The following is a 22,962-nucleotide window of genomic DNA, read 5'->3' on the forward strand; positions in this document are numbered from 1 at the left end:
AGACATGTTAATGGCAATTTTCGACATATCCCTACAGCAAGTTCATTACCCCTGCGTCTCTATGTTCAAATGCTGCTCAAGTAGCTCCAGCTCATTTTGCAGCCATTCTTTGGAAAAATGCTCTCCGATAAATACCGCAACATCGTTTACATGTCCTTGCGGCTCGATTCTCATAAAATCAGATTCCTTATATGCATATTGGAACAGGAACCGGCTAGGCGCATCCGTAAACGTCACAATCCCTTTTGCGCGGTAAATGTTAGCTGGAAGCTTTTGCAGCAGAGATTCAAAGGCTTCACTGCTCACCGGGCCGCGCCAATAATGCGTCACAACCATAACATGGTCATGCGAATGATGATGGCTGCTGTGGTTGTGGCTGCTAAGGTCATCATCATGGGAGTGAACGTCATCGCCGTGGTCATGGGTACATCCAGCTACTGAGCATACTTGGCTGTCATAGCTATGAACATGCGCGGCTGATGCGCGCTCTTGTATGTCTAAAGCTTCATCACCAGCATGCACAGGTGCATGGCGATCCGTATTTTCAGCTGTTTCAAGCCAGCTCCAATCGTCAATTGCGCAGCGCACGGTTGCTATAATTTGAGCATGGGCATTTAATTCCCGCAGCTGCTGCTGCGCTTCAACAAGCTGATCCGGCTCAAGCTTGTCCGCCTTATTCAACAGCAAAATCGTAGCACATTTTATTTGCTCCAGCATCAGCTTGAACGTGCGACCCTTCCCGTCGCGGCTCCGCGCGAGCAGCTCAGGACCATCAACAATCGTGATCACACTGCGTAGATCGATTTCCTTATACATCGCTGCCTCGGTTATCCCATCCAGCGTCTCCATCGGATTGGCAGCACCAGTCGATTCAATAAAAATGACGTCAGGTTTATGCTCGTCAATGAGCATGCTGATCTCCATCCCCAAATCGCCCCGCATCGTGCAGCAGATACAGCCGCTTAGCATCTCAGCCATAGGCACTTCATCCCCTACAAGCTGACCATCAAGGTTAATATCGCCCAGCTCGTTCATAATGACCGCCGGCTTCAATCCCTGCGCGGTGTAATAATCCAACAATCTTCTCAGCAGCGTCGTCTTCCCGCTTCCAAGAAAACCAGACAGCAAATGAACCGGTATGTGTTTTTCTCTATTAGTCATTGTAAGTTCTCCTGTATGTAACAAATTTTAAACGCATTTGAATATTTCTATTATATCGTAATTGTTACGTTCATTCATCTTTTCGTAAACAGGACTGCGATTTAGCAAAAAGAAAAACGCAGCTCGTTATAGAGCTGCGTTCCGTTTGTTTACTATTAAACTCACTATACCCGCTTAATTAGTAGGTACCATTTTCAAAAGACGAACGATCAACACAACGGCTTCTTCTCTAGTAGCATTGGCTTTAGGCTCGAATTTTTGTCCACTCTTACCGTTAATGATCCCAGCGTTAGCTAGTGCGTTGATTTGATCTTCTGCCCAATTCGCAGTGATATCCTGGAATTTCGCTTCTGTGCTCAAAAGAGAAATATCCAGCAGCCTTGCTAATAGTGCTGCAATTTCAGCTCTTGTAATTTCACGATTGGGTTCGAAGCTGCCATCTGCATATCCTGTCATAATGCCATTTTCCATTAAGGCCCTAATTGCTTTCTCCGCAAAGTGACCCTTAGCATCCGTCAGCTCTTGCGCTGCGTTAGATGTGAATCCAAGTGCATTTACGAGCATTTGAGCAAACTCACCGCGTGTTACTTTCGCTTCACCACGGAATTTATCGCCTGCATACCCTTTTACAATCCCTGCCCGTGCAGCGAAATCAATGTCAGCAAAACTCCAAGAAGTAGATTTTACATCTTTAAAGATTGTTGGAGCTGCTGCTTCAGCCTTTGCTTTCATTTCAGCTACAAATGCTTTATCCACTTTGTCGTTGTAAACAGGTTTGTTGACAACAGGCGTGGGTGTTGGTGCTATCGGTGTCGGTGTAGGAACTGTCGGTACACTCGGTCCTGTTGGCGCTGTTGGCGTCGGTGTTGGTACAACTGGCGCTGCATTCACAGTTACAATATAAGTGGTCTTCGTTGTTGAATCCTGCGCTGTAACGACCACCTTGATGCCTGTCTCTAAAGTTTCTGCCTCATTCTCGCCGTCCGGCTCATAAACTTCAAATGTCGCATAAGCTGCTGGCGTGATCGCTGCCTTAAATGCGGCTAACGTTGTTCCATATGGAATGTTCGTTATTGTTTCATCTTCAGTTCCACCTGTGCTTACTGTTCCTATTGTCGAAGTCAATGTGGACACCGTGCTTTTTTGCTTAATATCCGCTGATCCAACCGTCAACACTTGTATAGCAGATGCAGGATTTTCTGGCGTTGCTGCTGTACGAACGGAGATTGAGTCTCCTGCTTGTACATTAATGTTATCTACAGAGATCTGACCCGTTGCAATCGCTACAAAATTAGTTGCCGTCACAAAATCAATATCATTTCCGCTATTGTATTTGTACTCCATCTTATCTGTAACACCATTCAAACGCGTTGTTCCAACGTTTGTTCCTGGTGACAAATGCCCTGTTGGCGGCGCTGCTTGCATCGTTACGATGTATGTGGTCTTCGTCGTTGTATCCTGCGCTGTAACAATGACCTTGTTGCCCGATACCAATGTATCAGCTTCTTTTATTCCGTCCGCCTCATAGACAACAAACGTGGCATGCTCTGCTGGAGTGATCGCATCAATAAACTCATCTAACGTTGTTCCGTATGGAATATTCGTTATCGTTTCATCTGCTGTTCCGCCAGTGCTTACATCTCCCAGTGTCGAGGTCAACGTGGAGACCGTGCTTTTTGGCTTAATGTCCGCTGAACTAACCGTCAACACTTGTTCAACAGATGCAAGGTTTTCTGATGTTGCTGCTGTACGAACGGAGATCGTGTCTCCTGCTTGTACGCCTATGTTATCAACAGAAGTTGTACCCGTTGCAACCGCAACGTAATTCTCGCTATTGCGTTTGTACTCCATCTTATCTGTTACACCATTCAAACGCGTCGTTTCTGCGTTTGTTCCTTGTGACAAATTCCCTGTTGGTGCTCCTGCTTGCACCGTTACAGTGTAGGTGGTCATCGTTGTTCTATCTTGCGCTGTTACGATGACTTTGTTGCCTGTCGCTAACGCGTTCGCTTGGTTTATTCCATTCGCCTCATAGACTTCAAACGTCGCATCGGCTGCTGGTGTAATTGCTTCCTTAAATTCGGCTAACGTTGTTCCATATGGAATGTTCGTTATCTTTTCATTTACTGTTCCGCCGATGCTTACTGTTCCTATTGTCGAGGTCAGCGTGGACACCGTGCTTCTTGGCTTAATGTCCGCAAGACCTACCGTCAATACTTGTGCAGAAGATGCTGGTTTACCCGATGTTGCTTTTGTACGGAGAGATAGCACATCTCCTACTTGTACGCTTAGGTTGTCAATAGAAGCAGAACCCGCTGCAATCGCCATATAAAGCCCATTATTTAGTTTGAGCTCCATTTCATCGGTAACTCCATCCAAACGTGTGGTGTCAACGTTTGTTCCTGGTGATAATTTTCCCGTTGTTGGTGCTTCTGCTGCTCCTATTATCGTGTAGCTCTGAATCATAACTTCATTATAGGTCATACCTTTAACTGCAATGGCCTTAATCGTCATATCTTCCGTCACTACAATAGGTGAGCTGTATCGTGTACTGCTCAGCGTCGGCACATCGCCGTTCGTCGTATAATAAATGGATGCGCCTATTGTCCCACTGCTAAGCTCCACCTCTGTCTTCCAATCAATTGCCCCTTCTTCTACATCCGCTGTAGGAGTTTCTGCCAAGAAAACTTGCAGTTGAGGATAGTTCCCCTCTTTTATAAACCAATCTGAGCCAAAGTCCCAATTCGTAAATGTGGATTTTGTTTTCATCTCAGCAGTTGACTTAGGCATTCCTTTCCCTGAATTATCATATTGTTTTGAAACCTCTTTGTCATAAAAGCTATCCACGTCTACGCTAGCGTCTGCACCTCCATAAGTACCGCCCACTAGCCCGCCACTAAAATTGGCAGTTGCGACGAAACCTGCAGCAAAACTATTTGTAATCGCACCTCTATATTCAAGCCCAACTAAACCGCCTAATTGAGAAGTGCCTGAAACATTGGTTATCGTATAGCTATTTATGATCTTTGCTTCTTCTTTATACCCTACTAGACCGCCTGTATAATTCGTCCCTTTAACATCGCCTGTAACATAACTGTTCGATACTTCTGATGTAGAGCCCCTTAAACCGCCGACTAAACCACCAGTAAACATTCCACCTATGATATCCACATTTTCTAACCCTATATTTTTTATAAAAGAACCTGCAGCTACTTGTCCGAAAAGACCGACAAAATTTTCGTTGCTATTCGTTCTCAGTCCCTTAATCACATAACCATCACCATCGAAGGTGCCGTAAAAGTTACCGATGGGCTTCCAAAACTGTCCATCATTGTACCCTCCTTCACCTTCAGAAAGATAATCCGTTAAATCGATATTACTGCCGAGCTTGAAATTTACCGAATAATAATTTCGCACGCTATCTAACTGCTCAGGTGTCGTAACGATATAAGGATCATCAACAGATCCAGTTCCGCCGCTAAAGCCTGGCGCCGCAAATACCTGTGAAGCATTCGTCAAAGGCCCAAATAATGAAATCATTAATGCGAAACACATGACTCGTATTAGAATACTTTTTACCTTTTTCCCAACTAGTATTGATCCTTGTGCCATACGAATAGTTCACTCCCAAATCATGAATAAGTTATAGTTGCATACGGGCTTTAGCATAAATGCTAGGCTTTTTAAAAAACACCAACTAAAGTTAGTTTTGCGAAAATAAAGTCGAAAAATCCAATATTCACGCGCATTTTGGCGTCTATTAGTAGTCTATTTATCCTATATAAGCAATAAACCCAAACGAATGGCATCGTACTATTTTGAAGCTCCATTAGGTATTCAAGATCATCTGCGTCTGCTGAATAAAATGATAGAATCAGAAAAAAACGGTATCCTCCCCTGCGGGATGATACCGTTTTTTTGTTTACTATCCTCTAACTAACCTTTAACTGCTCCAGCTGTCATCCCTTTCATGACCTGCTCTTGAAATGCCAGATAAGCAATGATCGTTGGAATAACAGCAAGTGCCATCGCTGCCATCGTAAGCTTATAGTCTGTGGAGTAACCTGTTGCAAATATGGATAGACTGAGCGGCAGCGTCTTTAAGCCAGGGTCGCTAATAAAGACGAGCGCGAAGGAGAAATCATTCCAATATCTCAAGAAGGCTAGGATACCAACTGTCGCTAGAGCCGGAAGGGACAATGGAAGCATCATACGAAGGAAAATTCCCCAGTAGCCAGACCCGTCAATCATCGCAGCCTCTTCAATTTCTTTCGGAAAGGTATTCATATAAGCCACACAGACAAAGATGGCAATCGGCATTTCGAACGCTGTATAAGGCAAAATTAATGCTGCATAAGTGTTCAAAATATCGATCTTGTTCATTAATATGAACAGTGGAACGAGTGTGCTGTGAATAGGGATGAGCATGCCGAGCATAAAAATGCCCATTACGAGCAGCTTGCCTCTAAACTGAAAACGTGAGATCACATATGCGCTTAATGCACCCATTACAAGCGTAATGACAAGCGCTGTTAAAGTAACAATGGCCGAGTTCATGAACGCAGTGCCCATATCTGCAACTTCCCAAGCACGAGTGAAGTTGCTCCAATTCCAAATGTCCGGCAGGCCGAACGGACGCGAGTAAAATTCTTCATTTGTTTTAAAAGCGCTAATAAACAGCCAAATGAGCGGATAAAGCGTGACTAAGGCGTATACGGTTAGACCAATGGATTGCAAGCTTCCTCTCAGCTTGCGCAGCCCTGTTCCTAAATTTGCGGAGGAGGCTGAGTGTGAAGCGCTAATTGATGGCGTAGTCATACTGTGGGTCCCCCTCCATTATTTTTTTGATTTCATTAAATATTGGCTTCCCGCTACGAGAACCAAGCTGATGATGATAATCATGGTGGATACTGCGCTGCCATAACCGAAGCGATAGATCGAAAATGTATTATTGTACATGTACGATGCGAGCAGCTCCGTCGAATTCGCCGGCCCGCCGCCTGTCATGACATAAATAAGATCGAATGCTTTAAGGCTGCCGGATATACAGAGCACCACGGCTACTTTAATCGTATCCCAAATCATCGGAAGCTTGATCGAGAACAGCTTGCGAGAGCCTTTTGCGCCGTCAATCTGAGCGGCATCATCAATTTCACTCGGAATATTTTGCAAAGCGGCAATAAACATAATAAGATATGGACCTACATTCAGCCAAATGATTGGAACCATGATGGCATACATCGATATCGATGGGTCAGACAACCACTGCTGTTTCCAACTGCTTAATCCCAACGTATCTAGCAAAAAGTTCAGTACACCAATTTGCGGATGATAAATGTATCCCCAGATGATACCGACTACAACGGAAGAGAGTACCATTGGCATAAAGATGGAAGCTCGGATAAACTTTTGAAACCAGCCGTTTTTGAGCAGTACTAAGGACAAGACCAATGCAATCGGCACTTGACCGAAAACAGACGCAGCAACAATGAGCAGATTGTTTTTGAACGAATGCCAGAACAACCGGTCTTGAATAACCTCTTTATAGTTGTCCAGTCCGATAAACCGCATCTCCCCAATGCCTTTCCAATCAAAAAAGCCATAATAAGATGACCATAGTATCGGTACGATAACAAAAAAGATGAAAAGCGCAAGCGCCGGAAGAAGTCCGATAGCGATAAAGCCTCTGATGCGTAAAGATGATGACATAATCGTCCCTCCTAAAGGTTTGCGCAGCAAACCTACTTCGTAAGCATAAGCTAAGGTTTGCGCAGCAAACCTGCTTCGTAAGCATAAGCTAAGGTTTGCGCAGCAAACCTGCTTCGTAAGCATAAGCCAAGGTTTGCGCAGCAAACCTGCTTCGTAATGCTAGTAAGAGCACGGGGATTTCCTGACAGCTTCGGCATGCGATCCTTTTAGCAGCTTCCAGTTGTGCTTGATGTAAAGGACTTCAGCTTGCTGATCTTCATGCAATCAGGAAATTCCCTGTACTCAATAACCTAACTACCGAGCAGCTATGTTACTTTCCTAGCGCTTTCGCTTGCGCCTCTTGGATTTTTTTCGCGATGTCTTCCGGTTTGCCACCCATCAACAGCTCCTGTAGTCCATTGTTCACGGCTTCAGCTCCTGCAGAAGTCAACTTGCCATCATACACCGGCGTCATCTTCACACTGTTCACAAGCTCATATACTTCGCTAAAGATTGGCGAAACTTTGCTCTTATCCAGCTCTACTTTGTAGCTGACAAGCTGATTGCTCTCAAGCGTACGTTTTTGCGCTTCTGGTCCTGACATCGCATAGATAAGTTCAAATGCTGCATCCTTTTTCGGGCCAATCGCATCCTTGCCTAGACCCATGCCGACACCTACGACACCAGATAGAGAATTAGGATCGCCTTTTCCACCAGGAATGGATGGAAGAACCGTTGCGCCCATTGCTTTAAGTGCATCTTCTGAAGCGTTGGAAGCTAGATTCGACAATGCCCAGCCGCCGTCAATCATCATCGCAGCTTTGCCTTGCGCGAACATTTGCTCCATTTGCGTGTTGTCGATTGCGTTAAATCCGTCTTGGAATGCACCTGCCGTACCAAGCTGCTGCATGTAAGTTAATGCCTGTACAAATCCAGGGTCCGTAAATGCCGCACCATCCTGGCTTGCTGCTTTCAAGAACCACTCCGTACCTGTTACACGGTCAGCCAATGAGCTGAAAATACTGGATTGTGCGAGCCAAGCCGCTTTATTGCCTAGAGCGATTGGCGTAATATTTTTGCCTTTCAGCACGCTAATTGCATTCAACAGCTCATCCCATGTTTTTGGGACAATAAGGCCGTTTTCTTCAAGAATCGTTTTGTTGTAGTATAGAATCGATGTTGGAGACAAGCCCATCGGAGCGCTATAGATGTTGCCATCTACTGTGAAAGCGTCGAAGGAATTAGGCATGAAACCATCTTTCCATTCTTGGTGGCTGTCAATCAGCTCATTAACCGGCTGAATAAGTTTGCCTGCTGAAAATTCCTGTGTCATAGAGCCATTGGATAAAATGAATACATCCGGCATTTCATCTGCTGCAGCGACCGTTTTTAGACGCGTCTTGTAACCGTCTGGCGGGATCGCTTGAATATCGAGCGTAATGTTCGGATGATCGGTCTGGAACTGCTGAATAATCGAACGCATCGTTTGCGCTCTAAGATCGTCACCGGTAAAGTTATGCCATAGGCTTAGCTTCACTTTCTCAGCTGCCGGCTCACTGCCGTCCTCATTTTTTTTGCCGTTATTGTTTGTTCCGCCGCACGCTGCCAAGATAGAAATCATTAGAGTGACCATAATTGCAATTGTTAGTGTCTTCTTCATGTCATGTTTCCTCCTTGATATTTGTCTTACCTCCGAGTATAGGGAATCATAGGCGACATGGGCAGGGGACAGAACTCAGGAGTAGGGTAGATAAACTTCAGCTTCTCGTCCGGTATTCCGAAGGTGTAAAACCCGTAAACCGTTTAAACAATTGGCTAAAATATTTCATATCCGTATAGCCTACGCGGCTTGCAACCTCACTCACCTTTATCGGTGATTCATCCAAAAGCCGCTTGGCGCGCTCCACTCTCATGCGAGTTACAAATTCAATGTAGGTATGACCCGTCTCACGCTTGAATACCTCGCTGAAGTGGTTTGGATTCAAATGAACATGCTTGGCAACCTGCTGCAATGTGAGCTCTTTGTCCAAATGATCATGAATATAGGCAATCGCACGCTTAATGTAAGGTATGCCTTCTTGTCCGATCGTCTCTCGGTACAGCATCATCAATTGGTGAAGCTGCTCATACAGCAATCCAACTCCGTTATCAGTGCTTGGGGAGGGGAAATTGCTGTTAGCAAACTTCTCTTTGGAGAGGGCAGCAGATTCCCCAAAAGAGGCAATGACTCGCTCCACCCAGCGGTGGGCAGAAATTTGGACGGATTGAAGAAACTTCTGCAAGGAATCTGGCGTCGTATCTCCATCTTTGAGCTGGAGTTCGATAAGCTCTTGAACCCATTGGTAAAGCTGCGCGTCCGATCCGTTCTGGAATAACGCTGTGAGCTGTCCTTCCTCCTCCTGCGAGCAGACGGTACGTCCGCCTCGGCGTCCCTTTATGTCGTCGTATGCGAGCAGTCCTTCTTGGCCAATAATTCCTTTGAACAAAAAAGCATAAGAAGCCTCCGTGTAAGAATCCTGAAGCTTGTGCCAGTCTGAAACAACTGTGCCTGTTGCCCCGAACAATTTGCATTTCAGCTTCCTTGTTACCCTCTCCATCAATCTAGCGAGCTGTGATTGATCTGCTCGCATGCTTTCATGCCTAAGGAGAATGACGAGACTATCTTTACGCAAAAGCGCCTCTCCATCTATCAGCTCGCTTATCATATTGTGCACGGCAAACAGCAATAAATAGCCGTGTCCCGATTCATTTCCCCAGCCTTCAGCCGAGACAATTACCGTTTGATAAAAAAATGATTCGTTTAATCGCAGCTTCGGCAGAAGCTTCGCCGCTTTCTCTGCGGAGTGATTGTCAATTTCCGTATCAGCAATCAGCCTCTCAAGCAATCTGTCGCGTAGCTGGTCTTTTTTTAGTGCCTCCCACTTTTGCAGAATTCGCATCTTCGCTCCATTTACCGCTCGAATGATTTCATCCGGACGACTCGTTTTGAGCAAATAATCTCCTGCTCCTTCTCGAATCGCCTGCTGGGCATAGGAAAATTGATCGTAGCCTGTCAAAATAATGACCTCACTATCAGGCAGCAGTCTCCTAACATCTCCCGCAAGCTCTAGTCCGCTGCGTCCCGTCATTTGAATATCCGTCAATACAATTTCCGGCTGCTCCAATTCCAGACGAGCAAGCGCCTCCTCGGCTGATGCTGCCGGCTGCAGCAGCTCGTAGCCAAGTTCTGCCCATTTTATAACGGTGCTCAGACCAGTTCGAATAATGACCTCATCATCTACGATTAACAGCTTCATTAGGCTTTGCCTCCTTCGTGTAACATCGGGATCGAGAAGGACACGCGTGTCCCTATTCCGTCCAAGCTTTCAATGCGCAAGCCTGCTTCTGCCCCGTAATGCAGCTGCAGCCGCTTATGAACGTTGCGAAGTCCATAGCTGCCGCGTTCTAGGCGATCACGTTCTTTTTTGCGATCATCCGGTCCGTGGAGCTCCTTATATATAGCAGCCAGCTTAACCGAGTCGATGCCAACGCCTGTATCTTCTACAGCAAAGGACATAAACAATCCTTGCATATGTGCGGTTACTTTGATCAAACCAGCTTCAGCTTTTTTCTGAATACCATGAATAAGTGCATTCTCAATTAAAGGCTGCAGAAGAAGCTTCAGCATCGTTAAGTCCATTAGTTCCTGATCGACCTGAACGATAAACTCAAACTTGTCCGGGAAGCGGATCGACTGAATATTGGCATAATGGCCGGCATGCGCCACCTCCTGCTCAACCGAGCAAAACTCCTCGCCATTGTTTAAGCTGAATCGCATAAAATCACTTAAGCTGCCTACCATATCCGCCGTCTTCTCATCTTGATTCATGAGCGCCATCCAGTGGATAGAGGATAGAGTATTGTACAAGAAATGAGGATTGATTTGCGCTTGCAGCGCATGCATATCCGCTTCTTTTTTTGATGATTCCTCCAGCTTTACCTGCTCCGTCAAACCTTCAATTCGCTCGCTTAGCTTATTGTAGCTTCGTACGAGCTGTCCTACCTCATCCATCGTTTCCACCGGATACGTTTGCATCGGCTCTTCCGGGTTCGAGTGCTTTAGAAACTGCGTCAGCATAATAAGCGGATTGGTCACTCGTTGAACGAAGTATAGAACGAGTACGGCCACGAGAAGCATCGAAAAAATAATGACGATCGCCATCAGCTGCAGGACATAATTATTTTGAGCTTTGTATTCTGTAAAGGGCATGACGCCCGTCAGCCGCCAGCCTACATCAGCAACCGTGTCATAGAGTATGGTCTGTTTACTTTCACCATGGCCGTAGTTGAGCGTTCCTGCATTCCCTCTTATCGTCAAGCCTGGCAGCAGAGCTTCCATTGTCATCATTGACCTGCTTTGATCACTGCCGGACAAGATTTGTCCCTTCTCATTGGACAGAACGACGTAGCCCCCCGCTGAAATGCCCGCCTGATTCATCAGCTTGGAAACAGCTTCTTCGTTAAGGCTAATGACCAACGTTCCAATTTGTTTGAAGCTATTCAGACTGCGTATCGGCCGGACGAGTGAGATCACCTGCTTCACCCCAGCTGCTGTATCCGTCTCGTAACGGCTTGTCCACCATTTTGCACTAGATTGATAATGCTCAATATCTTCTCCAGTCAGCTCGGATAATTCCGTCTCAAAAATCGTTGTATTTGAAACGGGATGGGACTGGCTTTGCGGATAAATCGTGATGTCCGAAATATACGATTTGGAGAACACCAGATTAGATAGAAACTCAATCATTTGCGTTTGTTTAACCGCATTTTCTCCTGAACTGCTCAAATATTGCTGTACATCCTTTTGCCCAATCAAAAATAATGACATATTCTCGATATCTTGAACGATAAATTCGAGATTCGTACCCGTCTGACGCAATAGGCTCTTGCCCGATTGCTTTGCCTTCTCTTCCGTAGCTGTCGCTGCCATGTTGTAGGCAAATAAGCCCAGTGCGAGCAGCGGAATGAGAACCGATAGCAGCAGCAAAAAGGATAACTTACGCTTTAATGAGCTACTAATCCAGCGCATCTCTCATCCCCACTCTCCTTTTCTCGTAGCAATAAAAAGTTTAAAAACATCCTATCACACTTTTTTTTAGGTTAACAGATTTTTTGTTTGATTTTTCGAGTAAGTCGTAGTACCATGTGGGCAATGAGGCTTTAAGAAAGTGGAGAGTGAATGCAAGTGGAATCAATATCTCAAGAATTACTATTTTTGACGGAGATGGCCAAAGGTATAACCGCGCAGTTTGGAGACAATTGCGAGGTCGTTGTGCATGACTGGTCAAAGCCCGTAGACAGCACCATTGTTGTCATCGAGAACGGCCACGTCACCGGAAGAAATGTAGGAGATCCCGGCACGAATCTTGGACTGGAAATTATGAGAGGCACCTCCGAGGGTGATAACCGCCATAATTATGTTACCCAGACGAAGGATGGACGTATTCTCCGTTCGACCTCCATGTATGTAAAAAATAACGCTGGCACCATCATTGGAGCGCTCTGCATCAACTTCGACATTACCGATCTGATGGTTGCTGAGAAAACGCTTCAATCGCTGACAGCGAGCGGACTACAGCCAGTTCGGGAATCGTTTGTCAGCAACGTGAACGACCTGCTCGATACGCTCATACAGGAAGCGCAGGTCACGATTGGCAAGCCGCCAGCTGCCATGACCAAAGAAGATAAAATTAAAATCATTCAATTGCTTGATCAAAAGGGTGCTTTTCTCATTAAAAAGTCAGGCGAGAAGGTTTGCAGCTATTTGAGCATTTCAAAATTTACGTTATACAGCTATTTGGAGGAATCCAAAGGCGTAGATAGCGATGAAGGAGCAAGCGAATGAGCGAGATAATGAACGTACGCAAAGATGAGGAAGCCTTGCTTAAGCTAGAGACACCATGCGTTGTCATCGATAGTGATGCTGTCGATAACAACATTGCTGCAATGGCAGAAGCTATCGCGAAACGCGGCGTAAAGCTTCGTCCCCATGCCAAAACACATAAGCTGCCGGAAATGGCATCAAGGCAGCTCGCAGCTGGTGCCATCGGCATCACCGTAGCCAAAATTTCCGAAGCAGAGGTCATGGCAAGCGGCGGCATTCGAGATATTTTTGTCGCTTATCCGTTAGTGGCCAAATCCAAGCTTGAGCGTGCAGCTCGGCTCAGTCTATCCGGCGTTCGTTTAATTATCGGAGTCGATAGCTTAGAGGGTGCGAAGCGCATATCTGAGACAGCCGTGCGTGAAGGCTCAGTGCTGGAAGTACGCCTTGAACTGGAAACGGGACTTCGCCGTACAGGAGTTGCGATCGACAAAGCCGTGGAGCTTGCGAAGCAAATCAATGATCTTGATGGCATAAAGCTTAGCGGTATTTTCACCTATCGAGGGGCTATGGTCGGCGGAGCATCGACGCTCGATTTGCAAGCAGCCGGCCATGAAGAGGGTCGCTTGATGGTTGAGGCTGCTGCAGCTCTACGGAGCGCAGGCATCGCCATTGAGGATGTAAGTGTAGGCTCTTCGCCTACGGCGCTGTTCGCTGCAGAAGTTGACGGCATCACTGAAGTTCGTCCCGGAACTTACATTTATCAAGACCGGATGCAGGCAGCTTTCGGAACATGTGCGCTTGAGGATTGTGCCGGCGTGGTGCTTGCTACTATTGTCAGCAGGCCCTATGAAGATTTAATCATCATTGACGGCGGCAGCAAAACATTCGCAACGGACGTACAACCGGGCAATTCACCTTTATTCCTTAAAGGCTTCGGCCATATCATCGGAGATCCTGAAGCGATTTTGGAGCGAATGAATGAGGAGCATGGCATGATTCGTGTACAGCCGGATTCCTCCTATCAGGTTGGCGACTTGGTGCGTATCATCCCCAATCATATTTGCAGCACCGTTAATTTGCACAGCTTTGTCTACATCAAGGATTCCACTGGGCAGCTTCACAAAACGACTGTAGCGGCTCGCGGAATGCTCGAATAACGAGAAGGAGGAGGCTTATAACATGCTCGATCTTATTTTGAAAAACGGAAAAATCGTCGATGGCAGCGGCAATCCCTGGTATGGCGGCGATGTTGGAGTCAAAGATGGCATCATTGTTTCTATCGGCCAAATTGATCAAGAGGCAAGCCAAATTATTGATGTGGGACGCAAAGTGATTTCTCCTGGCTTCATCGATGGGCATTGCCACTCGGATCTGATGATTATTGATCATCCTTACAGTGAAATCAAGCTGCAGCAAGGGGTAACAACTGAGGTTGTCGGCAACTGCGGCCTCGCCCCTGCTCCATTTATTCGGAGTAAAGGCGCACTGCTGCAGTCGTATGTGCAGCCCGTACTCGGGAGCACAAGCTGGGAGTGGCCGTGGGAAACGGTTGGTCAATATATGGATTTTGTCAGCAAATCCAATCCTTCGGAACACATCGCCACCTATGTAGCACACGGTGCACTGCGTATCGCAGTCATGGGCTTCGAGAACCGTCCTGCGACGAAAGACGAAATCGAGCGGATGAAGACATTGCTTGAAGAAGGGCTGCGAGCAGGCGCAATCGGATTATCAATTGGTTTGTTGTATGCACCTGGCAGCTATACTTCACGCGAAGAGCTGGTTGAGCTTTGCAGCGTTTTGCCTAAATACAACGGTCTGCTTTCCACACATATTCGCGGTGAGGGCAATAACTTGCTGCCATCCGTTGCAGAGGTCATATGGATCGCTGAACGTGTCGGCATCTCGCTGCATATCAGTCATTTGAAAGCAGCAGGCCGCGCCAATTGGGGTAAAGCGCTTGATGCGCTGGAGCTTGTAGAAGCGGCAAGAGCACGTGGTATGGACGTCACAGTTGACGTTTATCCCTACGCGGCAGGCTCCACCACCTTAACAACCGTCCTCCCTCCTTGGGTACTAGAGGGCGGCATTCACGCAACACTTGAAGCGTTCCGCGATAAGGCGCTGCGCCTGCGGATCAAAGAAGAGCTAAGCCGCGAGCAGGACACTTGGGATAATCTTGTATGTTCAACTGGCTGGTCCAGCATCATTATTTCTTCGATTCAGACCGAAGCGAACAAGGCGCTCGAAGGCAAATCAATCGCCGAGGTTGCCGAGCTTCGAGGAGAACATCCCGTCGATTGCATGATGGATCTTCTGCTTGAGGAGAATGGTCAAATCGCGATTGTCTACTTCCATATGTCCGACGACGATGTGAAGCAGGTCATCGGTTATGAGAAATCATTGATTGCATCCGACAGCTTGAACTGCGAGATCGGCAAGCCTCATCCGCGCACGTACGGCACCTTTCCACGCGTTTTTGCCAAATATGTGCGTGAAGATAAGGTACTGTCGCTTGAGCAAGCGGTTCGCAAGCTAACCTCATTTCCCGTACAGCGCTTTAAACTTGGCAAAAGAGGACTGCTTGTGCCAGGATATGCTGCTGACATCACGGTATTCGACCCAGCTGTCATTCAAGACACAGCAACGTTCGAGGACCCGCGTCAATATCCGTCCGGCATCTCGCATGTTATCGTTGCCGGCCAGCTCACGCTTTCACATGGTGAACACACGCATAAGCGCGAAGGTAATCTTATTCGCGCGCAGCACTGCTGCACGCATTAGTTAACCCGCAATACACAATTGATAAACAAGGAGCTGTTTTATAATGTCTATTATTGAAAAACGTCTTGCTGAGCTAGGAATTGTTTTGCCTGAAACGACTAAACCTAAGTTCTCCTACATTCCGGTCAACCAAACGGGCAATCTCATCTATACTTCCGGCTTCGACTGCCGTATCGATGGTGTTCTCATGTATGAAGGTAAAATCGGCTCTGATCTAACGATCGAGCAAGGACAAGAAGCAGCGCGCCAAGTCGTTATCAACCTGCTTGCGGCGATGAAAGCTCACCTAGGCGACCTTGACCGTGTCGTAAAAATCGTAAAAATTCTTGGTTTCATCAACAGCGCTCCCGGTTTCGGCGATCAGCCTTATGTGCTGAACGGCGCATCGGATCTGCTCATTGAAGTATTCGGAGAAAATGGACGCCATGCAAGGTCCGCGATCGGTACAAGCGATCTTCCATTCCATACGCCAGTTGAAATCGAACTCATTGCAGAGGTTCGAGAATAGCATAAACAGGCAAAACCCCCAAGGCTCAGGCACTTGGGGGTTTAATACTATTTCAATTAGTGGAAAACGCATTGATTCCGATTTACAAGCAAGCTTTGTTGACTACCAGCATACAGCGCGGGAAATAATAACAAGCAAAATGAAAAGTACCAATATAATACCGATACCAGTTCCCCAGCCGCCAACTCCAGCTCCACAATTGCTAACACCTGCAACTGGATAAGAAGGTCCGCAATTTCCTGCGCCAACCCCTGCTACTCCATAGCCCATTTGTTCATCTCCTTTTTACTAAGGTACAGTATCCTATGATTTTTAGTAAAAAGGGTATAGGCTATTTCGTAAAATGTGCTCCTGCTCATTTTTTATGCCCGCCCACACTTTCTTGCAATGACTAAACGCCTCTGCTCTGGGTGAACAAGTCTATTTATTCTGGCTATCGATGAGCGTCAAAATAAACGTCAATGCTTCTGCACGAGTAGCCTTTGCCTGCGGTTCAAAGCGATTGCCGCTTCTCCCCTTAAGCAGATTGCGAGAAACAGCAGCCGCTACAGCCGGCTTAGCCCAAGCTGGTATTTGCGAGGCATCCGCAAAACGAATTGACGGGTTCTCGTCGAGCGGAAAACCAGATGTACGCATCGTCATTGCCACCATTTCCGCTCTTGTAATATGGCGGTTTGGCCGGAAAGTACCATCGTCATAACCGCTAATTACCTCAGCATTCACAGCCTCCGCTATGAACGCCTCTGCCCAAGCTGGAAATTGTCCCTTGTCTTTAAAATTAACTTCCTTCGCTTGCTTAGCATTCAACTCGAATGCACGGCCGATCATAGCAACAAATTGCGAACGCGTTACCCAGCCATTAGGTTGAAAAGCACCGTTCTCAAAGCCTGTTACGATGCCAAGCGAAGCCGCTCTTGTAATATTTGCCTCAGCCCAGTGGCCTTTGATGTCACTGAAGGATACTAGCGTCGAAGAGCTTAAGAGCAAAGCCAGCTTCGCCGCATTTTTCAGCTGAACCGCCTTGACCTGACTATCGACCAGCTTTGCTTCTACCAGCTCAACGTTCGCCTTTCCACTCGCAACTCCCTCAAAAGTAAACGTGGCAATAGCTGCCGATCCGCTCACTCCGCTATCCTTCCCAATCTTCGTATGAGCGAATGTTATAACCCCATCCTTATCAATCGGTGAAATGGGCATTCCTTTCCACGCTGCTGTTGCCTGTTTGAATTTAAGTTTTGCTGTGTTGTACTTCAGTTTAATCTCGAAGCCATATAAATCATTTAATTGCTCCCCTTTTACAACGACCTCAACTGGTTGTCCGACTGCCGCATTTTTCGGATTGACGGTAAGCGACAACGTTGCAGCCGCAGCATGTGCAGAAGGCAGCAAGGCTGAGCGGCCAACGCCCGTTAGCGTAGAGACGCCAGAAAACAACGTCATCACTATTAACAAAATTGCTATTTTTTTCACTCTCAACAACATGTCCATTCTCCTTCCAAATCGTGTTTTTCGTTATGTTCAATAGGGAGCGTGCTAGTGAAAAGGCTGACAGCAGCTTAACTAGCGCTTGTCAGCCTTTTTCTTTATACAACTATTATGATTTCGGCTCGCTCTTGCTGTCGTAGCGGTTGCTCCACTCTTTTAAAATAGTATCTCTTTGTTTAGCCGCTTCTTGCAGATCGTATTTGATTAATTGCTCAATCGGGTTTTTAGTATAACCTTCTGGAATGACGCTAGTGTCACTCTTCACAGCTACGATCGGATAGTTTTTGCTATATTCAGCCATTGCATCGTCTGTAATTGCCCAGTCCAAAAACGTCTGTGCTGCTTTTTTCATTTTCGATTTCTTAATCATTGCATTTGCCTCAACATCCCAGCCTGAGCCTTCTGCCGGGAACACTACTTCAACGGGAGATCCGCCGCTTTTTTCTTTAATACCGCGGTATCCGAAGGAGATCCCGATTGGATATTCGCCAGTACCAGCCATTTTTGCCGGCTTCGAACCTGAGTGCGTGTAGATGCCAATGTTCTCATGCAGTTTGTCCAAGTATTCCCATGCTTTATCTGCTCCAAGCAGCTGCGCCAAGCCCGATACCGTAAGGAAACCCGTACCAGATGATGCAGGGTTAGGCATCGTGATTAGACCCTTATATTCTGGCTTGAGCAGATCCTCGTAAGTTTTCGGTACGGCCAAACCTTTTTTCTCCAGCTCAACCGTATTAGCAATAAAAGCAGTCTCCCATGCATCAATGCCTACCCAATGCTCCGGACTTCTAGTATCTTTAAACTCAGCAAGAATCCGATCTACGCCAGCAGGAGAATAAGGCTCCAGCATGCTGTTTTGATCCAGTACTAGCAAGCTTGTTGCTGCAACGCCCCACACGACATCCGCTTGCGGATTATCCTTTTCAGCAAGCAGCTTAGCCGTAATGATACCTGTTGAATCACGAACAATATTCAATTTGATGTCGGGGTATTTTTCATAAAAAGTTTTCAAATACTCTTTAATAAGATCATCCTCAAGCGCAGTGTATACGGTAAGCTCTTTGCTATCCGTATCAAGCGACGATTCTGTTGATTCTGTTGCTTCTGAAGTATTGCCCATTTTGTTATTTCCTTTATTGCTCGATCCTCCGTTACCTCCGCAAGCGGATAAAACCGTAACAATAACTATCATGCTCACAAGCAGAAACCAGCTTCTTTTCATTTTTTTCTCTCCCTTTGTTTGTTCTTCTTCTCTATTACTACTATATGCTTGTTTGTTTAACGCACTGTAAAATACAAGTAAATAAATTGTTTTGTTTTTGATTTCCACTAATTATATGTGTTTTTACTTTGAGTAATTTGCATTTGGTTGGTATAAAAAAAAGAACCTCCAAGTCCTATTAGACTCGAAGATTCCTTTGCCATAAACAGCTATTCTGCTACAATCCAGTGCACATCCTGATCATCAAGCTTGGAACGCCAAGCCTGCGGAGGCGCCACATCGCTAATAATCATATCAATCTCTTTAAAATCGGCAATCTTATAAAAATGGTTCGTCCCAATCTTCGTATAATCAGCTAACACGATCGTTTGCTTGGCTTGTTTCATGAAAGTTCTAGCCAACACGCCGCGCTCATCCTCATAGCTTGTTACACCGCTATCAATCTGTAGGCCGTCAGCAACGATAAAAGCCTTGTCCACATTAAAATTGGACATAAACTCCATCGCAAGCGTACCGGATGTCCGGTAATGCTTCGGGTTAATGCGACCGCCAATAAGCACGATTTCACCATCAAATATATTGCGATTTTTGTAGCCAATCAACAAGTTTAAGGTATAAACAGATGTAACAAGAACGGTAAGTTGTTTTTTGTAAGCAAGTGAATCGATCATTTGCAGCGTGGTTGTTCCATCGTCGATGACAACAACGTCTTTATCCTGAATGAGAGAGGAGGCAGCTCGTCCGATCCTTCTTTTCTCTTCAGCCTGCTGCACCTCGCGCCGAACATAAGCGGGCTCTTCCCGCTCCACATTAATCTTAACGGCGCCGCCGTAAACTCGCTTGAGCTTAAGCTCATCCTCCAGCTCCTCCAAATAGCGGCGGATCGTTTCCGATGATACATCAAGCGCCTGCACAAGCTCCGGCGTTCGAACCTTTCCTTTTAGCTGCAGCATATTAATGATGATCTGCTTCCGCTCTTCTCCGGCTAGCGACATCTCTATTTCCCCTTCGTCTTCAGCTTAGTCTACTGTTTTGATTATTAATCGTATTCTAGCCTACTTCAACTAAACTCTCAATCTTTTCATGAATGAGAATGCCGCGCTTGCTTAGCTGCTCAAATATAATGCTCGGTTCAAAAGCTTCTTCCGGTGTTATGATTCCTGTTTGATCTTTGCATAACGTCTGACCGCTCGCAATAAGATCGGTCGCTATGGCAAGTGGAATGCCGACGTTTCTAGTGTACGCACGGAGTTTCTCCCAGCCCTCTACTGAACCATCCGATGCAGGATGTGTATGGGTAAGTGTATGTTTGCAAGCTTCGCCAGTCTGTGCCGATATCCCCGTTACTTCAATATGAAGAGAATAACCGTATAATTCCGTTTCGTGGCCTTCCTGCGATTCGAATAAGTATTGCCCAATCGCATCCATAATGCCAATTTCCTGACCTGCAATGTTTATACGATCGTTGCGCATAAACCCATAGTCATATAACGCACGGACGAGTCTCATATTTTGCTGAGGCCATGTACCGCGTACTTCAATTAACTGAACATCCTTGCTCTCAAGCGCTTTTGCCAGCGTTCGTGTCTCTGCGTGCGGAATAATGTATTGAATCGATTTGCCGTAAGGCTCTGGCAGCTCAATTTCACGTGGACGAGCAAACGGCTCCACCTGAATGAATTGCCCCTTTTCATAAACTACGCGTCCCGGCAGCTTCGGATCATACTCATAAACCGTCGTTTCCGCTATCGATTTGGAGAATGCAATCGGCCGGTATGAGCCATGACTAACCCGTACCTCATGCACTTCCTTCAACTGATTAGCAGCATGCATCGCCATCATTTGCGTTACACCGGGCGTCATCCCGAAGCCAGGCAAACACATTTTTCCGTTGCGGACAAATACATCGTGGCTTGCATCTTCTTCGCCAAAGCCGTTCAAATTAATGCCGTGGCAGCCAGCCTCTGCAATACATGCCGTCGACAAGCCGTTTAATGTAATTGTAGTTCCATCCATTACAATATCGTAGCCGCGAAGCTGTTCTACCGTTGCCGCATGATCATGCACATTCACTCTGACTGCATTGACTCGTTTATCGTTCAGTGAGGCAGCAAGCTGCTGCGCCGCTTCCAGATTGAAATCACCGATCGTAATGACCTCAAATGAGGAGTACTGAACAAGGTCCAGCACCGCTTCCATACAAATTCGACCTGCACCGCCAAGACAAAATACTTTCATCGTCTTCACTCTCCTACTGTTCCTTGTCAAAGGATGAATAAATGCTTTTGATCACATGAACCAATCGTTCCATATCTGCTGGATTAACATCACCGATGCTGCCAATTCGGAAAGTCGGCTCCGAGGTCAGCTTCCCTGGATACAGAACAAAACCTTCCTTCTTCAAGCTTCCGTAAAATGATTCAAATGAAAAGTTAGCGCTTGGGTAACGAAATGCTGTAATAATAGGAGATTGCCACTCACGAGGCAGCAGCGCACTGAAACCAGCAGCCTCCATTCCCTCAGTTATTACTTGTTGATTGCTGCTGTATCGAGCTTCACGAGCCGCGATTCCGCCTTCAAGCTCCAGCTCCTTCAGCGCCTGATCGAATGCGCGAACGACATGTGTCGGCGAGGTATAACGCCATTTGCTATTCGAGCGCTCCATCATGTCCCATTGGTCATACAAATCAAGCGATAAAGAGCGCGCATGGCCCTTGCATTTGGCAATGGCATCACGGCGGGCAACTACAAAACCAAAACCCGGTACCCCTTGGATACATTTGTTGCTGCTGCTAATGAGGAAATCAATGCCCAGCTCATCTATGTCCATAGCTACACCGCCAAAGCTGCTCATAGCGTCAACAATAAACGTGATATTATGGCGCTTAACAACTTGAGATATTTCATTCAAAGGGTTAAGGATGCCTGTTGTCGTTTCGCAATGTACGATGGCAACATGTGTAATCTGCGGATCATCCTGAAGTGCTTTCTCGATGACTTCCGGATTGATAGGGCTGCGCTCGTCAAAACGGATTGGCGTAACTGAAATACCAAGCACGTCGGCAATTTGAACCATTCGCTCGCCATAAGCTCCATTCACGGCAATAGCCAATTTTCCGCCTTGCTTCGGCATCGCCGTGCCTATTGTGGCTTCCACGCTAAACGTCCCGCTGCCCTGCATCAATATAGAAGTATAGTCTTCTGCCGCCGCTTGTACAGCAAGCTTCACGAGCCGCTCTCTTATTGAAGATACCAGCTGATTGTATTGATCATCCCACGTACACCAATCCTTCATCATCGCTTCCTTCACGGTTCGAGTCGTCGTTAGCGGTCCTGGCGTAAGAAGTAGATATGGATTTTCTGTTAGCAATAATGCATCATTATGTGATTTCATGGACGATCCCCCGCTTGTAGTCTTTCGTTGATGTGTGAAATAACGCCATCCAGCTCGCCAATCTCACGAATGATAAAGTGTGCTCCCGCTTGCATCAAGCGATCCGAGACTTCAACAAACAGCTTCTCCTTCTCGCCCTCAGACAGGGCTTCCGTTTCCGCTTGTGTCAAACCCACTTCATTCCCGCCGAAAATAACGCCTACTGACCATACGCCTGCATGACGGCCTTCTCTCATATCCGCTTCGGTATCGCCGCATTTGACAATATGGCTCATCGGATACGTACCGAGCAGTTCCGCATTGCGGAAAATCATCCATGGATGCGGGCGGCCTTCGGCTGCTTCATCTGGCGTTACTGTACTATCTGGCGAATATCCTTGCTTCGCAGCTTCCGGCGCAATAATGTCCATCATGGGACGCGTATATCCTGTCGTCGTTCCAATCTTGATGCCCTGCTCACGCAGTCTCTCAATAAGTGCTAGCGCTCCGGGCACTGGTGTTGCATATTGATGAAGAATGGAGAACAACATCGGTTCAAACTTTTCATACATTTCATCAATATCATTTTCATTTGGCATGCTGCCAAACTTCGCTTGCCATGCAGCAGACACATCAGGATCGGAGCAAATATCGCGCAAATGATCCTTTTTCATGCGACCCATCGGCTTCCGAATCGCTTTGAACGACGCCTCAATGCCTCTTTCTTCGAATAAGCGGCGAAACGCTTCAACCGGTGCAAAGCTTCCATAATCAACCACTGTACCTGCCCAATCCAATATGACTGTTTTAATCATGAGTAAAAACCTCCATCGTATAATGTGTATTTGTTTTTTTGAAAAATTGTTTTTGGCATCGCC

General features: G+C 46.5%; 18 protein-coding genes. 4 read left to right on the forward strand and 14 right to left on the reverse strand.

The window, feature by feature from the left end:
• Positions 1 to 45: 45 nt before the first annotated feature.
• From AC1DM9_RS20365 to AC1DM9_RS20395, 7 genes are all read right to left on the reverse strand, one after another.
• Positions 46 to 1,161, reverse strand: coding sequence for a CobW family GTP-binding protein (locus AC1DM9_RS20365; RefSeq protein ID WP_477512081.1), 1,116 nt, complete (start codon positions 1,159 to 1,161; stop codon positions 46 to 48).
• Between the two features lie 174 nt (positions 1,162 to 1,335).
• Complete coding sequence (locus AC1DM9_RS20370) at positions 1,336 to 4,773, reverse strand: S-layer homology domain-containing protein (RefSeq protein ID WP_477581872.1); 3,438 nt, start codon at positions 4,771 to 4,773, stop codon at positions 1,336 to 1,338.
• A 324-nt stretch (positions 4,774 to 5,097) separates the two neighbouring features.
• Positions 5,098 to 5,979 (reverse strand): carbohydrate ABC transporter permease, encoded by an 882-nt coding sequence (locus tag AC1DM9_RS20375; protein ID WP_441877076.1) that lies wholly within the window; start codon positions 5,977 to 5,979, stop codon positions 5,098 to 5,100.
• A gap of 18 nt (positions 5,980 to 5,997) precedes the next feature.
• Positions 5,998 to 6,870: a carbohydrate ABC transporter permease gene (locus AC1DM9_RS20380; protein ID WP_076269757.1), complete on the reverse strand. Its 873-nt coding sequence runs from the start codon at positions 6,868 to 6,870 to the stop codon at positions 5,998 to 6,000.
• Between the two features lie 310 nt (positions 6,871 to 7,180).
• Positions 7,181 to 8,509 carry an extracellular solute-binding protein gene (locus AC1DM9_RS20385; RefSeq protein WP_477581875.1) on the reverse strand — a complete coding sequence of 443 codons (1,329 nt, stop codon included), beginning with the start codon at positions 8,507 to 8,509 and terminating at the stop codon, positions 7,181 to 7,183.
• 97 nt (positions 8,510 to 8,606) lie between these two features.
• Positions 8,607 to 10,145, reverse strand: a complete 1,539-nt coding sequence (locus AC1DM9_RS20390; protein ID WP_477581877.1) for a response regulator — start codon at positions 10,143 to 10,145, stop codon at positions 8,607 to 8,609.
• Positions 10,145 to 11,917, reverse strand: coding sequence for a cache domain-containing sensor histidine kinase (locus AC1DM9_RS20395; RefSeq protein ID WP_441877088.1), 1,773 nt, complete (start codon positions 11,915 to 11,917; stop codon positions 10,145 to 10,147). The genes AC1DM9_RS20390 and AC1DM9_RS20395 overlap by 1 nt, the downstream gene beginning before the upstream one ends.
• 156 nt (positions 11,918 to 12,073) lie before the next feature.
• Between AC1DM9_RS20395 and AC1DM9_RS20400 the strand changes: the two genes are divergently transcribed.
• Genes AC1DM9_RS20400 through AC1DM9_RS20415 form a run of 4 tightly spaced genes read left to right on the forward strand, consistent with a single transcriptional unit; the run spans position 12,074 to position 16,004 of the window.
• Entirely contained in the window at positions 12,074 to 12,733 is a 660-nt protein-coding gene (locus tag AC1DM9_RS20400; protein ID WP_076269800.1) for a helix-turn-helix transcriptional regulator, read from the forward strand.
• Positions 12,730 to 13,869 (forward strand): alanine racemase, encoded by a 1,140-nt coding sequence (locus tag AC1DM9_RS20405; protein WP_477581879.1) that lies wholly within the window; start codon positions 12,730 to 12,732, stop codon positions 13,867 to 13,869. The genes AC1DM9_RS20400 and AC1DM9_RS20405 overlap by 4 nt, the downstream gene beginning before the upstream one ends.
• 22 nt (positions 13,870 to 13,891) lie before the next feature.
• Positions 13,892 to 15,496, forward strand: coding sequence for an N-acyl-D-amino-acid deacylase family protein (locus AC1DM9_RS20410; RefSeq protein WP_339207371.1), 1,605 nt, complete (start codon positions 13,892 to 13,894; stop codon positions 15,494 to 15,496).
• A 43-nt stretch (positions 15,497 to 15,539) separates the two neighbouring features.
• Positions 15,540 to 16,004 carry a RidA family protein gene (locus AC1DM9_RS20415; RefSeq protein ID WP_076269751.1) on the forward strand — a complete coding sequence of 155 codons (465 nt, stop codon included), beginning with the start codon at positions 15,540 to 15,542 and terminating at the stop codon, positions 16,002 to 16,004.
• A 102-nt stretch (positions 16,005 to 16,106) separates the two neighbouring features.
• On the opposite strand, the gene AC1DM9_RS20420 is transcribed toward AC1DM9_RS20415, so the two are convergent.
• The 7 genes from AC1DM9_RS20420 to phnX all read right to left on the reverse strand — a co-directional run bounded on the left by AC1DM9_RS20420 (position 16,107) and on the right by phnX (position 22,899).
• Positions 16,107 to 16,274, reverse strand: coding sequence for a hypothetical protein (locus tag AC1DM9_RS20420; RefSeq protein ID WP_441877098.1), 168 nt, complete (start codon positions 16,272 to 16,274; stop codon positions 16,107 to 16,109).
• Between the two features lie 150 nt (positions 16,275 to 16,424).
• Positions 16,425 to 17,486 (reverse strand): S-layer homology domain-containing protein, encoded by a 1,062-nt coding sequence (locus tag AC1DM9_RS20425; protein WP_477581882.1) that lies wholly within the window; start codon positions 17,484 to 17,486, stop codon positions 16,425 to 16,427.
• A 112-nt stretch (positions 17,487 to 17,598) separates the two neighbouring features.
• Positions 17,599 to 18,711, reverse strand: a complete 1,113-nt coding sequence (locus tag AC1DM9_RS20430) for a putative 2-aminoethylphosphonate ABC transporter substrate-binding protein (protein ID WP_477551168.1) — start codon at positions 18,709 to 18,711, stop codon at positions 17,599 to 17,601.
• A gap of 209 nt (positions 18,712 to 18,920) precedes the next feature.
• Positions 18,921 to 19,706: a DeoR/GlpR family DNA-binding transcription regulator gene (locus tag AC1DM9_RS20435; protein WP_076269749.1), complete on the reverse strand. Its 786-nt coding sequence runs from the start codon at positions 19,704 to 19,706 to the stop codon at positions 18,921 to 18,923.
• 55 nt (positions 19,707 to 19,761) lie between these two features.
• Positions 19,762 to 20,949: a saccharopine dehydrogenase family protein gene (locus AC1DM9_RS20440; protein ID WP_477581884.1), complete on the reverse strand. Its 1,188-nt coding sequence runs from the start codon at positions 20,947 to 20,949 to the stop codon at positions 19,762 to 19,764.
• A 13-nt stretch (positions 20,950 to 20,962) separates the two neighbouring features.
• Entirely contained in the window at positions 20,963 to 22,105 is a 1,143-nt protein-coding gene (phnW, locus tag AC1DM9_RS20445; protein WP_477581886.1) for a 2-aminoethylphosphonate--pyruvate transaminase, read from the reverse strand.
• Positions 22,102 to 22,899 carry a phosphonoacetaldehyde hydrolase gene (gene phnX / locus AC1DM9_RS20450; RefSeq protein WP_477512072.1) on the reverse strand — a complete coding sequence of 266 codons (798 nt, stop codon included), beginning with the start codon at positions 22,897 to 22,899 and terminating at the stop codon, positions 22,102 to 22,104. The genes phnW and phnX overlap by 4 nt, the downstream gene beginning before the upstream one ends.
• Positions 22,900 to 22,962: the final 63 nt, after the last annotated feature.

This window comes from Paenibacillus sp. 01T431 (assembly GCF_056398625.1).

What these genes read in the sequence shown, in the direction of transcription:
- AC1DM9_RS20365 (WP_477512081.1), bottom strand. Translation starts at nt 1,161, where the DNA reads ATGACTAATAGAGAAAAACACATACCGGTTCATTTGCTGTCTGGTTTT.
- AC1DM9_RS20370 (WP_477581872.1), bottom strand. Translation starts at nt 4,773, where the DNA reads ATGGCACAAGGATCAATACTAGTTGGGAAAAAGGTAAAAAGTATTCTA.
- AC1DM9_RS20375 (WP_441877076.1), bottom strand. Translation starts at nt 5,979, where the DNA reads ATGACTACGCCATCAATTAGCGCTTCACACTCAGCCTCCTCCGCAAAT.
- AC1DM9_RS20380 (WP_076269757.1), bottom strand. Translation starts at nt 6,870, where the DNA reads ATGTCATCATCTTTACGCATCAGAGGCTTTATCGCTATCGGACTTCTT.
- AC1DM9_RS20385 (WP_477581875.1), bottom strand. Translation starts at nt 8,509, where the DNA reads ATGAAGAAGACACTAACAATTGCAATTATGGTCACTCTAATGATTTCT.
- AC1DM9_RS20390 (WP_477581877.1), bottom strand. Translation starts at nt 10,145, where the DNA reads ATGAAGCTGTTAATCGTAGATGATGAGGTCATTATTCGAACTGGTCTG.
- AC1DM9_RS20395 (WP_441877088.1), bottom strand. Translation starts at nt 11,917, where the DNA reads ATGCGCTGGATTAGTAGCTCATTAAAGCGTAAGTTATCCTTTTTGCTG.
- AC1DM9_RS20405 (WP_477581879.1), top strand. Translation starts at nt 12,730, where the DNA reads ATGAGCGAGATAATGAACGTACGCAAAGATGAGGAAGCCTTGCTTAAG.
- AC1DM9_RS20410 (WP_339207371.1), top strand. Translation starts at nt 13,892, where the DNA reads ATGCTCGATCTTATTTTGAAAAACGGAAAAATCGTCGATGGCAGCGGC.
- AC1DM9_RS20415 (WP_076269751.1), top strand. Translation starts at nt 15,540, where the DNA reads ATGTCTATTATTGAAAAACGTCTTGCTGAGCTAGGAATTGTTTTGCCT.
- AC1DM9_RS20420 (WP_441877098.1), bottom strand. Translation starts at nt 16,274, where the DNA reads ATGGGCTATGGAGTAGCAGGGGTTGGCGCAGGAAATTGCGGACCTTCT.
- AC1DM9_RS20425 (WP_477581882.1), bottom strand. Translation starts at nt 17,486, where the DNA reads ATGTTGTTGAGAGTGAAAAAAATAGCAATTTTGTTAATAGTGATGACG.
- AC1DM9_RS20430 (WP_477551168.1), bottom strand. Translation starts at nt 18,711, where the DNA reads ATGAAAAGAAGCTGGTTTCTGCTTGTGAGCATGATAGTTATTGTTACG.
- AC1DM9_RS20435 (WP_076269749.1), bottom strand. Translation starts at nt 19,706, where the DNA reads ATGTCGCTAGCCGGAGAAGAGCGGAAGCAGATCATCATTAATATGCTG.
- AC1DM9_RS20440 (WP_477581884.1), bottom strand. Translation starts at nt 20,949, where the DNA reads ATGAAAGTATTTTGTCTTGGCGGTGCAGGTCGAATTTGTATGGAAGCG.
- phnW (WP_477581886.1), bottom strand. Translation starts at nt 22,105, where the DNA reads ATGAAATCACATAATGATGCATTATTGCTAACAGAAAATCCATATCTA.
- phnX (WP_477512072.1), bottom strand. Translation starts at nt 22,899, where the DNA reads ATGATTAAAACAGTCATATTGGATTGGGCAGGTACAGTGGTTGATTAT.